Genomic DNA, 13,875 nt, shown 5'->3' with positions numbered 1-13,875 from the left:
TAACAAAACAAGATGGGAGCAGTTTTTTAAAAAAAGCGGTTATGAGAGAATATCAGATTCATTATAAAAACGGGAAGACGAAGCAAATTCAATGTGCGGGCAGGGAAGACTTGCTGGAAAAGCTTTTTGACGGGGAAGAAGAAAAACTGAAAGCAGAAGTAAACCTTTTGAGATGGGAATCTTCTGCAATGTTTTTTACAGAAGACCCACAAACAGGAAAAGTAGAATCCCAAATTACCACTGCGGATACTAACCCTTATGGTTGGAGGAGAGAAGGCAAATTTGAAGACGAGTAAATTTTAAAACCAATCGTAAGATTTTCTGCTGTTCTGCTTTTGATTTTTATCACTTGAAGACTTTTAGTACGCGTTAAACTGAATTTGATAAAAAGTAATTCAGCAAATCAATTCAATAAATTTCAGTATAAATCTGAAAATGAATGCATAGCTGTTAATTTTACAGCTCGAAAATAATTAACCTATTCAAACCATCATGAAATCGAGCACAACGCAAGCGACACACACTAGGATGCTTGTAAATTGTGAGAGATTCCATCTGACCTCAAAAAACAAATTATATACAGATGAAATTAGCTGTGGTAGGAGCAACCGGCCTGGTTGGCTCTGAAATTCTAGAAGTGCTGGACGAGCACAATTTTCATTACGACGAATTGCTATTGGTCGCTTCCGAGCGCTCAGTAGGTAAACAGATTGAATATAAAGGAAAAAAACATACGGTCATCGGCTTGGCTGATGCTGTAGCTGCCAAACCACATATTGCTATTTTCTCAGCTGGAGGAAGCACTTCTTTGGAGTGGGCTCCCAAATTTGCTGAAGCAGGAACAACCGTCGTAGACAACTCTTCAGCCTGGAGAATGGACCCAAGCAAAAAATTGGTGGTGCCGGAAATCAATGCAAAAGAACTGAGCAAAGAAGACAAAATCATCGCCAACCCAAACTGCTCAACCATTCAGATGGTATTGGCATTGGAGCCTTTGAGACACCAATATGGGATCAAAAGAATCGTGGTCTCTACCTATCAGTCTGTAACAGGCACAGGTAAAGCAGCCGTTGATCAAATGATGGCAGAGCGCGAAGGTGAAGCTAACCCACCTATGGTTTATCCTCACAAAATTGACATGAATGTGCTTCCTCATATTGATGTATTCCAGCCAAATGGATACACCAAAGAGGAGATGAAAATGATCAATGAGACCAAAAAAATCTTCAGCGACAACAGCATACAGGTAACTGCAACTACCGTAAGAATCCCTACAATGGGAGGTCACTCTGAATCAGTTAATGTGGAGTTCAACAAAGATTTTGATTTAGGTGAGGTGAGAAAATTACTTTCAGAGACTCCAGGAGTAATCGTACAGGATGATCCTGCCAACTTTGTCTATCCTATGCCGATCAATGCGCATAAAAAAGATGAAGTGTTTGTAGGAAGATTGAGAAGAGACGAATCTCAGCCAAACACCCTCAATATGTGGATTGTGGCTGATAATTTGAGAAAAGGAGCGGCTACCAATGCGGTGCAGATCGCAGCTTATTTGGTGAAGAATCAATTGGTATAAATGGACTTCAGAGAGTTTCATACTACTGAATTCCAAAAATTTGTGCAGGATCATCTCAGTGAAGATCCTGCACTTTTACTTTTAAAATATCAGGGAAAAACGAATTTTGACCTAAAGGCAGCTGTTCAACAAATTGCTGCAAGACAAAAAGCTTCCAAAAAGCTCCCGGAATGGACTGCCAATCCACAAATCATTTTTCCTATTAGTATTTCCTTGGAACAAAGCTCATCAGAAGAAACCGCCAAAAAGAAGGCTGAAGGACTGAATGGAAAGCGGATGATAGACTTGACTGGAGGTTTTGGGGTGGATTTCTATTATTTAAGCCAAGGCTTTGAAAAAGGGATCTACTGCGAAAATCAGCCTGAGCTTTTCCAGATCTCAAAGTATAATCTAGAGCTATTGAAACCCTCCAAGGGTTCTAATCCCTTGGCGAGTTTAGATAACAAATTTGCCTTTTTTGAAGGGGATGGCTTGGAATTTTTGGAGAAAACTGAGCTTCATTTTGACCTCATTTATGCTGATCCAGCTAGAAGAGGAAAGGGAAATCAAAAACTCTATAAGCTTAAGGATTGTCAGCCGGATTTGGTGACAGTATGGGAAGATTTAAAAAAGAAGGCAGATGAAATTCTTTTAAAGTATTCCCCTATGCTCGACATCAGTCAGGCTTGGTCAGAGCTACCTGAAATTCAAAAAATCACCATTCTTTCTGTGAAAAACGAGGTAAAGGAGCTTTTGCTTCATTGGAAAAAGAATAATGATTCGGAAAGGAAAAAAGTAGTTGCCATTGATTTGGGCGGGAATTTACCGGAGTTTGAGTTTGAAAGGGAAGAAGAAGAACTTGCCCAATCCTCATTTGGAGAGGCAGAAAAATACCTGATTGAGCCTTCCAGTGGAGTATTAAAATCAGGGGCTTTCAAATTATTCGGAGCACGTTTTGGTCTAAAAAAACTGGACTCTAACAGTCATTTATATACTTCAGAAAACTCACCTCAAAATATCCCAGGAAAAGTCTTTGAAATACTTGAAGAACTCCCTGCCAAGAAAAATGAGCTAAAAAGCCGATTCCCTTCCGGCAAAGTGAATGTGATTACCAGAAATTACCTAATGGGAACAGATGCCCTGAAAAAGAAAATGGGCTTGAAAGATGGAGGAGAAGATTTTCTAATTGGCACCAAGACTTTGTCTGGTTATAAGCTTTTTTGGTGTAAAAGAAAGTGAGTCCCTCAATCTTACAAATTGCCGTAGGTAATTAAGCTAGGTAGCTCTGAATTCTCGACGAAAACCCGTCCATGCCGTAGATATGGAACATTTACATACTCTTTCACCCCTACAGGGTGAAGGGAGGCCTTCGAATACCTTATCGCTACCGAGCTGGAATCCCTAAAGGGATTGACCTCTGAGTTTTAGCTAAAATTCAAATCAATTAATGATTCCAGTTACATGTTTGCAAGTTGCTTACAATTATTGCCGTAGGCATTTAAGCTAGGTAGCCTTGAATTCTCGAAGAAAACCTCTCCATGCCGTAGATATGGAACATTTACATACTCTTTCACCCGTACAGGGTGAAGGGAGGCCTTTGAATACCTTATCGCTACCGAGCTGGAACCCCTAAAGGGATTCACCTCTGAGTTTTAGCCAAAATTCAAATCAATTAATGATTCCAGTTACATGTTTGCAAGTTGCTTACAATTATTGCCGTAGGCATTCAAGCTAGGTAGCCCTGAATTCTCGAAGAAAACCTCTCCATGCCGTAGGTATGGAACATTTACATCCTCTTTCACCCGTACAGGGTGAAGGGAGGCCTTTGAATACCTTATCGCTACCGAGCTGGAATCCCTAAAGGGATTGACCTCTGAGTTTTAGCTAAAATTCAAATCAATTAATGATTCCAGTTACATGTTTGCAAGTTGCTTACAAATATTGCCGTAGGCAATTAAGCTAGGTAGAATTGAATTCTCGAAGAAAACCTCTCCATGCCTTAGGTATGGAACAACCCAAATTTAAATCAAACGTAAAAATTAGAAATCATTTTTTTTAAGTCATGGCAAACACTTTCACACAAATCCATATTCAATTAGTTTTTGCTACAAAATTCAGACAGGCAATGATTTCAGATAGATGGGAAAATCGTTTGTTTGAATATATCACAGCTATAATTCAAAACCATAAACACAAGGTATTAGCGATTAATGGAATGCCTGATCATATTCATATTTTGGTAGGATTTAGACCAAATCAGGCTTTAAGTGATCTCGTAAGAGAAATAAAAAAATCTTCTACCAATTGGATTAATGAAGAAGGTTTGACTACTTATAAATTTGCTTGGCAAGAAGGATATAGTGGGTTTTCATACACTAAGTCACACATCCCTCAAGTAATCATCTATATCCAAAAAAAACATCATGAGAAGGTTAATTTCCTTGATGAGTACGTCAAAATTTTAGAAAGCCTAGAAATTGACTATAACCCTGCCTATATATTTTCCGAGCCAATATAGGTTTCACCCCTACAGGGTGAACGGAAGTCTTTGCATTTTTTATAGCTACCGAGCTGGAATCCCTAACGGGATTGACCTGTAGGATTCGTAAGCTCAATAAATATTTACGTTGAATTGTAAAGCCGAGATCGGTTGATTAATAACCGACTTAAATCATTGCCGTAGGCAATAAAGCTAGGTAGCTCTGAATTCTCTACAAAACCCCTCCATGCCGTAGGTATGGTACATTTATATCTTCTTTTACCCCTACAGGGTAAAGGGAGGCCTCCGAATACCTTATCGCTACCGAGCTTTAATCCCTAACGGGATTTATCTCCGAATTAGAGATGAATTTCAAATAATTTCTTGCTTCCGATTATAGGATTTCTAGATTACAATTATTGCCGTAGGCAATCAAGCTAGGTAGCCCTGAATTCTCGAAGAAAACCTCTCCATGCCGTGGGTATGGAACATTTACATCCTCTTTCACCCCTACAGGGTGAAGGGAGGCCTTCGAATATCTGAATTCTACCAAGCTTTAATCCCTAACGGGATTTATCTCCGAATTAGAGATGAATTTCAAATAATTTCTCGCTTCCGATTACAGGATTTCAAGATTACAATCCTTGCCGTAGGCTATTAAGCTAGGTAGCCCTGAATTCTCCACGAAAACTCTTCCATACCGTAGGTATGGAACATTTATATCCTCTTTCATCTCTAAAGGGTTAAGAGAGGCTTTCGAATATCTTATTTCTACCGAGCTTTAATCCCTATAGGGATTTATCCTAAATCATAGCGAACGAAGAAAAAACCAAATTCAAATCCAATATTATTCTAATGGTCTGATAAAAGATATCATGCATAAATAATTGCCTTAATAAGTCAAACCCCTTCATACAAAAAAAGTGAAGGATTACTCCTTCACTTCTTCATAATCGACGTATTCACCGCCTTCTATATCTTTTTTCCGTTTGGCCTCGTGAGATTTGGGAATGTAATCAACCGAAATATCTTCTTTAGGCCTAGATTGAGACTGTTGGGCTCTTCTTTGCTCCCGCTCCATCTCTTGAACATGAGCAGCAAACTTGGCCAATTTACTGCGCAAAAAATAGCGAATCAATTGACCCAACAACCAACCAACACCTAAAACTATAATCAGAAATTTTACCAAAACTCTCTTCTTTTTGTCCCTTTTAAATTTCAATCAAGGAGTAATATCTCACATGAAATTATCAGCTTTCTCACTTAAGCCTTCAAACTTCTTACCTACTGAGGTACAAGTTTCTCTCCGAATAGATTTTCAAGAAATAATCATCCATTAAATCGTCAATAAAGTAAATCGCTTCACCTGTAGACTTCATTTCTGGACCCAATTCCTTATTTACATTCGGGAATTTGTGGAAAGAGAAAACTGGTTCCTTGATTGCATAACCCTTTTTGGTAGGTTTGAATTCAAAATCAGTCACTTTTTTCTCTCCAAGCATCACCTTAGTCGCATAATTCACATAAGGCTCCTGATAGGCTTTACAGATAAATGGTACGGTTCTGGAAGCTCTTGGGTTGGCTTCGATCACATAAACCTTATCATTTTTGATCGCAAACTGAATATTGATCAAGCCCACCGTTTTGAGAGCCAAGGCAATCTTTTCGGTGTACGTTTCAATCTGACGGATTACCAAATCTCCCAAGTTGTATGGAGGCAATACCGCATAGGAATCTCCTGAATGGATACCTGCAGGTTCGATATGCTGCATGATCCCGATGATATACACATTCTCTCCATCACAAATCGCATCTGCCTCAGCTTCAATCGCACCTTCCAAGAAGTGATCCAACAAAATCTCATTGTTTGGAATATCTTTTAGCACATTTACCACATGCTCTTCCAACTCTTTTTCATTGATCACGATTTTCATTCCCTGACCACCTAATACATAACTAGGTCTCACTAGCAATGGGAATCCAATGGTTTTGCAAAGCTCAAGCGCTTCATCCGTGTTATGGATCGTTCCAAATTCAGGATAAGGCACATTGTTTTCTTTCAAAAGCGTAGAGAAAAGACCTCTATCTTCCGCCAAATCCAAAGCTTCAAAGCTGGTACCGATAATCTTGATTCCGTATTTATCCAGCTTTTCGGCCAATTTCAAAGCAGTCTGTCCACCTAACTGAACTATTACTCCTTCAGGCTTTTCATGAAGGATAATCTCATAGATATGCTCCCAGAAAACTGGTTCGAAGTAAAGCTTATCTGCTACATCCGGATCTGTCGATACTGTTTCCGGATTACAGTTGATCATGATTGTCTCATAGCCCAACTCTTTGGCTGCCAAAACTCCATGAACGCAAGAATAGTCGAACTCAATCCCCTGGCCTACTCGGTTTGGTCCTGAACCAAGTACCACCACCTTTTTCTTATCAGATCTAACTGATTCATTTTCCTCTCCAAAAGAAGAGTAATAATATGGCGTCTGTGCTTCAAACTCTGCCGCACAAGTATCTACTAATTTGTAGACACGCTTGATACCCATTTCTTCGTAGCGTTTGGTGAAAACTTCACTTTCCAAGCAACCCAATAAATGAGCTATTTGTCGGTCAGCATAGCCTTTCTTCTTCGCCAAATCCATTAGTTCTAATGGAATGGTATCAATCTCATATTTTTCAATCTCACCTTCCAGGTGAATCAATTCTTCTATTTGCTTCAAGAACCACTTGTCTATTTTGGTCAAATCCTGAATGGTTCTGAATGAAATGCCCAATTTGAAGGCATCATACACATGGAACAATCTATTCCAGCTTGGATTAGCCAAGGAGTATAGAATCTGTGCTTGGTCTCTCAACTCTTTTCCATCAGCTCCCAAACCGTTTCTCTTGATCTCTAGGGATTGACATGCTTTTTGTAATGCCTCTTGGAAGTTTCTTCCAATTCCCATTACCTCACCCACTGCCTTCATGGAAAGTCCCAATCGACGGTCAGATCCTTTGAATTTGTCAAAATTCCAACGAGGAATTTTCACAATGACATAGTCAATGGATGGCTCAAAATAAGCTGAAGTAGTTCCCGTGATAGAGTTTGGCAACTCATCCAAATTATAACCTATAGCCAATTTGGCTGCTACTTTAGCAATTGGATACCCGGTAGCTTTGGAAGCTAGAGCAGAAGATCTAGATACTCGTGGATTGATCTCAATCCCGATGATTTCTTGATTATCCGGGCTGACAGCAAACTGTACGTTACATCCCCCAGCAAAATTTCCGATACTGTTCATCATGGTAATCGCATAATTTCGCATGCGCTGATACACGGTATCCGGAAGGGTTTGAATTGGTGCAACTGTAATCGAGTCTCCTGTATGAACCCCCATGGGGTCAAAATTTTCGATGGAACAGATAACAATCATATTTCCGATGTTATCCCGCATGACCTCTAGCTCATACTCTTTCCATCCCAAAATACTTTGCTCTATCAAAACCTCATGCACAGGTGAGGCTTGCAGACCTGCACTGAGTAATTTTTCAAAATCTTCTTCTTTTTCAACAAAAGCACCTCCAGCACCACCTAGCGTATAGGAAGCACGGATGATCAAAGGAAATCCAATTTCCTGTGCAATTTCCTTTCCTTGAAGGAATGAGGTGGCAGTAGCTCCTTTACAAACTCCTACCCCGATTTTTTCCATCAAAGCCTTAAATTTTTCCCGGTTTTCGGCTGTATCGATAGCATCGATATCCACACCGATCATTCTTACTCCGAAATTTTTCCATATCCCTGCTTTTTCACAGTCAATGGCCAAGTTTAAAGCTGTTTGACCACCCATAGTCGGTAATACCGTGTCTATGTCCGGGTGATCTGTTAGAATTTTTTTGATGGATTTCTTTTCCAGTGGGAGCAAATACACGTTGTCTGCTGTCACCGGATCTGTCATAATCGTCGCTGGATTGGAATTGATCAAGGTGACAATGATGCCTTCTTCACGAAGGGATCTGGATGCCTGCGAGCCTGAATAGTCGAATTCGCATGCTTGACCGATGACGATGGGACCTGAACCGATGATGAGTACGTGCTTGATACTACTGTCTTTAGGCATTAGAGAAGGAGGTTGAAGAGAAATTTTTACTTAAGTCCAAATTGGGGCAAAATTAGAAAAATATTCTAAAGGGGCATGGATAAGTTACAATTAAGTCCCCAAAACTGCCAAATTATCTGAAAAAAGACCTTACTAGAATTTTAGCTCAGTCGAAAAAGCAAAAATGTGACTAATCCTAAAACAGTAAGTGTCAGTAAAATCAGAGTCACTCGAAAAAGTTTTTTCCTCAAAATCAGATCATTTTCATTTAATTCTCTGACTTTACCTTCCTTCTTAGCTTTTTCTTCCAGTGCTATTCCAATAGGTAAGCCGATGGCTATACCGGTACCCACAAAAGCAAAATTCCCCAAAGCCAAACTTAAGGCAATCCCCATAGGAAAGCCCATCAAAATACCGATCATGACATAATAACCTTGAGCCTTTTGCTTTTTGATTTCCATTTTTTAACGCTTAAGCATATACCAATAATTTGGGTCTATTTCAGGTACAGTTTGACTTTTAATTAGCATAGGCTTCAAGCCTAGATTCACCTTTTGGACTCCTTCTGATGTTCCAATTTCCACAGGCATTTCAAAGTCAATTCCTTTCAGACTCACTTGCCAGCCCTTTTTGCCCTTATTTTTCACCTCTACTTCAGGAAGGGAGGTGGTCAATAAATATAAATCGAAAAACCCAAGCAGATCTTTTCCAGAATAATCTAAAACGAAGTTTACAAAATCATCCGAATTAACTCGATTTTGATAAGTAAATCGATCATCACTGGCAAAAGCCTTTAGCATTGGGAAGAATAATTCATCCCCTAGAAAACCTCTAAGTGAGTGCATGATATAAGCTCCCTTCGTATAAATTTCAGGATGATAAGCCTCTTCTTCTGTACTGTTTGGAGGACTTTGTACCGGCTTGGCATGCGGAATATTTCGAAGTTCTGATTTCACTTTTTTCAAATACGCTTCTTCTCCTCCATGCTCCAGATAAAATAGCCAATCTCCATATGCGGTAATGCCTTCATGAATCCACATGTCTGCCCAATCGCCTACTGAGACTTTATTTCCAAACCACTCATGACCTAATTCATGATGTAAAAGCCAGTCATATTGAACCTTTCCCATAGGTACAAACTGGAAATTATTCCCATAGGCATTGATAGTCTGATGCTCCATCCCCAAATAAGGGGTTTCTACTACCGCAATTTTATCATCTGGAAATGGGAATGGTCCAAAATACTTTTCATGAGTTTTGACACTTTCCTCCAACACCTGAAGTAATGCCGATGCTTTTCTTCTATTTTCCTGCAAAACATACACTACCAGAGGAACATGTCTCCCTGATACACTGGTGAAAATAGAATTTTCTTCTTCAAAAACTCCCAGAGTAAAATTGATATTGTAATTATTGATAGGATATTCAGTAGCCCAGTGAAAGGTGGTTTTCTCCTGTCCTTTTTGGGTATCCAATAAACGACCATTAGAGGCTACGAAATAGGGATTTGGCGCAGTGAAATAAAGATCAACTCCCTGACTGGGCTCAGAACTGGGGTGGTCTAATGCCGGCATAAATATTTTTGCTCCTTCTCCTTGAGAAGATAATCCCATCCAATGGTTTCCTAGTCTGTCCTTTTCCCAGGTAAAACCTCCAGTCCAAGGCGGGTTGATAGCTATGGGAGTTTTTCCTGAATAATGTACTGTGACTTGATCACAGGTGCAGTCTATGGGTATAATATCCAATACATCATTTTGATGAGAAAACTTTACCTCCTCTCCATTCATTGTCACTTTGGATACTTCGTATTCATCAATCAACTGAAAACGGAGGGTATCTAATTTCTCAGAACTATCAAAAGTGATGGTATTAGATCCTGCAATGGATTGATTTTCCGGAAAAAGTTCAAGTCTCAACTCATAATGGACTATGCTAAACTTAATTTGGAGCGGGTCCATTGGACCTCCCCAATCCCAATTTTGTGCGAAGGAAAACTGACAACAAAACCAGGTTAAAGATAGGAGTAGCAGGGATATTCTTTTCATGAAGGAAATATAAGAAATAAGCCTAAGAAGGATAAAGCCTGTAGAGCATCTCCAATAGATGAACCCCAAAATTCCGTGATTTCATTTGAGATACCTTTTTGAACCCATAACGCTCATAAAGACTGATGGCAGGATCCAAGCCTGAGGTAGTATAAAGGTAAGCTCCTTTGTATCCTTTTTCATTATAGAATTCCATCCACTCTTCCATTAGCTTTTTTCCCAAACCCATACCTCTGTAAGGCTTTTCCAAAATGAAGTAGCGAAGTTGGGCCTGTTCATCTTGTCTATGCATTAAAAGTAAAAAACCAACCATTTTTCCCTCAGACTCCACTACCCAGACTTTATCGCGGTTGGCGTCATATTGTCGGTAAAACTCCAAAAGGCTGTCCATTACATAGGCTTCGAAACCCAACCCAAAATTATGTTCCTCTGCATAAATTCTTCCGTGCAGAGCGGCTATTTGCCCTAAATCTCCAGGGTTCAGTTGATTCCGAATGAAAATCTTAGCTTCAGTTTCCATAGAAAAATAATTGAGAGCCTATGAAACTACTCAAAATCAGGCAAAAAGAAAACCGCCAAGATATCTTGGCGGCTACTTTTAATTCTCTGCGTAGTTGAAACTATCTACTTGTTCCTTGACCCAATCCTGATACTTGGACTTTCTATACTCTGCCCAATCTTCTTGGTATTTGGACTCGTCAATCAAAAATTTAAATGCTGTCATTGATTTGGGCTTGGTCAAAGCGTTGACTAAATCTTCGGCAAGATTTCTCTCTTTTACCCTTCTATCAATGAAGTCCTGCATTATTTGATGCTCTTGAGGAACTTCCATTTTGGTAAACTCCGCAAAATTATCCGGCTCGGCATCAATCTCGTCTAAAATATCCTCTTCGTCAGGAGTCAGATCATAGTTGAAATAATCTTCATCGTCAGGCATAAAGTGGATTTTCTTTTTGTCGATCTGGTAAAAACAGACCATACCTTTAAGTAATTGGGTAGCAATGAAATCTACCTCTTTTTCTGTAAGCGAAAGCATGGATGGTTTTGAAATATTTTCAGAAAAATAACGAATGTCAGATTCTGGATCAATTATTTTTTAATGTTACAAATCATGCGCCAAACTAGGAACAATTTACTTGACTTCCATCATCATTTTCAAAATTTCTGTATCAAGTTCATGTCCTCCCTCAAATGTGATCTTTTCAATCGATTTCCCCAAACTTCTGATCAGTTCCTCCTGCTTTTCAATACTTTCCAGAGTAATCAATTCATCTTGAGTTCCTAAGACCAATTTCAAGCTTGTTTGGGCAAATTTACCTCTCGCATCCTCTAACTGCATATCATGTGCAAAGCCTCCTGCCCATAATATCAAGGAGTCCACCTGCCCAGACCATCTGCTAGCCCATCTGGTAGCAGTTGCAGCACCTTGAGAGAAACCCAGGATTTTTATCTTTGGCTTCTTTTCAAATTTCCTGAGATATGATTCCATTAACTCATCTAGATATCGATGGTTATTTTCAATCGCTTTTTCCCGCTCATGCCTAGTCATCCAGTTGGCTCCAACTCTCCCTTGAAAATCTTTCAAATAAGCATAATTAGTCCCTTCTGGAGCAATAAATAAGCGGTTTCCGTCAAAAAAGGGCTGGAATTTTCTGATAAAAAACTCAGCCAATTGCCCGTAGCCATGGAAAAGCAACCAAATTTCTCTTTCCCGAAAATCAGGCTCTTTGGAAACTACATAATGAGCCTCATATTCAAATTTTATACTTTTTTTCAAAATCTAGCCTTTCAGATCATTGAATTTAAGAGGAAGCAGATTTTCCACTCCATCTATGCGGTAGATTTTCCCATCAGCTCTCAAAAAAAGCATTTTTATGGTCTGATTAAACCGGTTTTCTACTTCGTTGATGGTTTGCCTGCAGATCCCACAAGGGGAAACTACCGCCCACTGACCCTCTCCCGCTCTTTGTGCCACTACTGCCATCATAATTGGAGCAGATTGAGGATAATTAGCTCCTGCATAGCCTAAAACCAGTTGCTCAGCACAAACTCCTGCAGGGAAGCTGACATTTTCCTGATTACTGCATTGAAGCATATTCCCATTTTCTAAAAGAACTGCCGCTCCCACTCGAAAAGAAGAATACGGCGCATAGGCAGCTTGACTGATAGCCTTTGCTTTTTCCACCAATGCCTGCTCTTGTGGATCTAAATCTGAAAAATCCAGAATTTCTAAATAACTCTTTACTTCTATTTTTTGCATGTAATGAATTGCTTGGGGGAAATCGAACGAGTAAATTAATGAATTGTTCACCAAAATCTGGATTTCTCCCTTTTTCCTGCGAGTTTTATCAGGAGAACTCAAATTTTACCCATGCATAGTATTTTGATTTTAGGAGGCGGAAAATCCTCCACTTACCTCATTGATTATCTTTCTGACACTTGTCAAAACAAAGACAGGAAATTGATTTTAGCAGACCTGGATGAAAAAGCAGCTTTGGAAAAGCTCAAAAACCGCCCCAATACTTTCGCAAAATCTTTGGATGTTTCCGATCCTGAAAAAAGAAGATCGCTTATTCAGGAATCCGACCTGGTGATCTCCATGCTTCCTGCCTTTATGCACCCAACAATTGCCAAAGACTGTTTGGATTTGGGGAAGCATTTTTTCTCTGCCTCCTATGAATCTGAGGATTTAAAAAAAATGGCTTCAGAGATCGGTGAAAAAGGATTGTTTTTTCTGAATGAATGTGGCTTGGACCCAGGAATAGATCACATGTCTGCCATGAAAATTATTGATGAAGCAAAGGAAAAAGGGCATCAAATCACCTCTTTCAAATCCTACTGCGGTGGACTTCTTGCACCTGAATCGGAAGATAATCCCTGGAAGTATAAATTCACCTGGAACCCAAGAAATGTGGTGTTGGCAGGTCAGGGGACTTCGCGTTATATAGAAAAAGGAGACCTGAAATTCATTCCTTATCATCAACTTTATAAGAGGCTGGAATCCATACATTTTGAAGGATTGGGAGATTTTGATGGCTATGCCAATAGGGATTCCTTAAGCTATAGAAAAGTATATGGTTTGGAAAACATCCCCACCTTACTTCGAGGAACTTTGAGAAGGGCCGGTTACTGCAAAGCTTGGAATGTATTCGTTCAGTTGGGGATGACGGATGATAGTTTCGAGGTGAATTTTCCTGAAAACAGTACACTACGGGATTTCATCAATGCATTTTTACCCTATGACCCTCAACTTTCCGTGGAAGAAAAACTAGGGGTCTTGATCCAAGATTTGGACTTCCCAACCTTTGAAAAATTACAATGGCTGGGATTTTTTAGTGATCGAAAGCTGCCAAAAACATCCGGAAGTCCTGCCTCCTTACTTCAAGCAATTTTGGAAATCGACTGGGCTTTGGGGAAGGAAGATCGGGATATGATCGTGATGCAGCATTTGTTCGAACTAGAAACTGATCAAGGAAAAGAGATACTCACATCAAGTTTAGCCTGCTTCGGAGAGGATTCGACCTACACCGCCATGGCTAAAACTGTAGGATTACCCCTCGCAATTGCGGTGGATTTATTTTTGGATGGAAAAATAAAACTAAGCGGATTACATCTACCCATCCTCCCGGAAATCTACCTACCCATTTTGGAAGAGTTGGAAAAAAGAGAGATCGTATTCCAAGAAAAATCTGAATTCCAGCCATAGACCGGAATTCA

13 protein-coding genes are annotated in these 13,875 nt (G+C 39.7%); 5 read left to right on the top strand and 8 right to left on the bottom strand.

What is annotated here, in order from left to right; translation table 11 throughout:
• Positions 1–41: 41 nt before the first annotated feature.
• The 4 genes from BM073_RS07210 to tnpA all read left to right on the top strand — a co-directional run bounded on the left by BM073_RS07210 (position 42) and on the right by tnpA (position 4,073).
• Positions 42–296, top strand: a complete 255-nt coding sequence (locus tag BM073_RS07210) for a hypothetical protein (RefSeq protein WP_091652549.1) — start codon at positions 42–44, stop codon at positions 294–296.
• Between the two features lie 287 nt (positions 297–583).
• Positions 584–1,576 carry an aspartate-semialdehyde dehydrogenase gene (locus BM073_RS07205; protein WP_091652546.1) on the top strand — a complete coding sequence of 331 codons (993 nt, stop codon included), beginning with the start codon at positions 584–586 and terminating at the stop codon, positions 1,574–1,576.
• Positions 1,577–2,794, top strand: a complete 1,218-nt coding sequence (locus BM073_RS07200) for a THUMP-like domain-containing protein (RefSeq protein ID WP_091652543.1) — start codon at positions 1,577–1,579, stop codon at positions 2,792–2,794.
• Between the two features lie 823 nt (positions 2,795–3,617).
• Complete coding sequence (tnpA, locus tag BM073_RS07195; protein WP_091652541.1) at positions 3,618–4,073, top strand: IS200/IS605 family transposase; 456 nt, start codon at positions 3,618–3,620, stop codon at positions 4,071–4,073.
• An 892-nt stretch (positions 4,074–4,965) separates the two neighbouring features.
• On the opposite strand, the gene BM073_RS07190 is transcribed toward tnpA, so the two are convergent.
• The 8 genes from BM073_RS07190 to BM073_RS07155 form a co-directional block, all read right to left on the bottom strand.
• The gene (locus BM073_RS07190; RefSeq protein ID WP_091653039.1) at positions 4,966–5,223 is read right to left on the bottom strand and encodes a DUF4834 family protein; all 258 of its coding nucleotides are present in this window, start codon (positions 5,221–5,223) and stop codon (positions 4,966–4,968) included.
• Positions 5,224–5,314: 91 nt separating this feature from the next.
• A complete protein-coding gene (gene carB / locus BM073_RS07185; protein WP_091652538.1) occupies positions 5,315–8,134 on the bottom strand; it encodes a carbamoyl-phosphate synthase large subunit in 2,820 nt (939 codons plus the stop codon).
• Positions 8,135–8,274: 140 nt separating this feature from the next.
• On the bottom strand, positions 8,275–8,574 hold the full coding sequence (locus tag BM073_RS07180; protein ID WP_091652536.1) for a hypothetical protein: 300 nt from the start codon (positions 8,572–8,574) through the stop codon (positions 8,275–8,277).
• A gap of 3 nt (positions 8,575–8,577) precedes the next feature.
• Positions 8,578–10,158 carry a M1 family metallopeptidase gene (locus BM073_RS07175; RefSeq protein ID WP_091652533.1) on the bottom strand — a complete coding sequence of 527 codons (1,581 nt, stop codon included), beginning with the start codon at positions 10,156–10,158 and terminating at the stop codon, positions 8,578–8,580.
• A gap of 22 nt (positions 10,159–10,180) precedes the next feature.
• Positions 10,181–10,678 (bottom strand): GNAT family N-acetyltransferase, encoded by a 498-nt coding sequence (locus tag BM073_RS07170; RefSeq protein ID WP_091652531.1) that lies wholly within the window; start codon positions 10,676–10,678, stop codon positions 10,181–10,183.
• A gap of 78 nt (positions 10,679–10,756) precedes the next feature.
• Positions 10,757–11,194: a UPF0158 family protein gene (locus BM073_RS07165; RefSeq protein ID WP_091652528.1), complete on the bottom strand. Its 438-nt coding sequence runs from the start codon at positions 11,192–11,194 to the stop codon at positions 10,757–10,759.
• Between the two features lie 96 nt (positions 11,195–11,290).
• Positions 11,291–11,935 carry an alpha/beta hydrolase gene (locus BM073_RS07160; RefSeq protein ID WP_091652526.1) on the bottom strand — a complete coding sequence of 215 codons (645 nt, stop codon included), beginning with the start codon at positions 11,933–11,935 and terminating at the stop codon, positions 11,291–11,293.
• Between the two features lie 3 nt (positions 11,936–11,938).
• Complete coding sequence (locus tag BM073_RS07155; protein ID WP_091652523.1) at positions 11,939–12,418, bottom strand: cytidine deaminase; 480 nt, start codon at positions 12,416–12,418, stop codon at positions 11,939–11,941.
• A 111-nt stretch (positions 12,419–12,529) separates the two neighbouring features.
• Here BM073_RS07155 and BM073_RS07150 point away from each other — a divergent pair, with 111 nt between their 5' ends.
• On the top strand, positions 12,530–13,864 hold the full coding sequence (locus BM073_RS07150) for a saccharopine dehydrogenase C-terminal domain-containing protein (protein ID WP_091652520.1): 1,335 nt from the start codon (positions 12,530–12,532) through the stop codon (positions 13,862–13,864).
• Positions 13,865–13,875 lie beyond the last annotated feature (11 nt).

The organism is Algoriphagus ornithinivorans, from assembly GCF_900115305.1.
GTDB classification, from domain to species: domain Bacteria; phylum Bacteroidota; class Bacteroidia; order Cytophagales; family Cyclobacteriaceae; genus Algoriphagus; species Algoriphagus ornithinivorans.
This window is presented reverse-complemented; position numbering and strand designations above follow the sequence as displayed.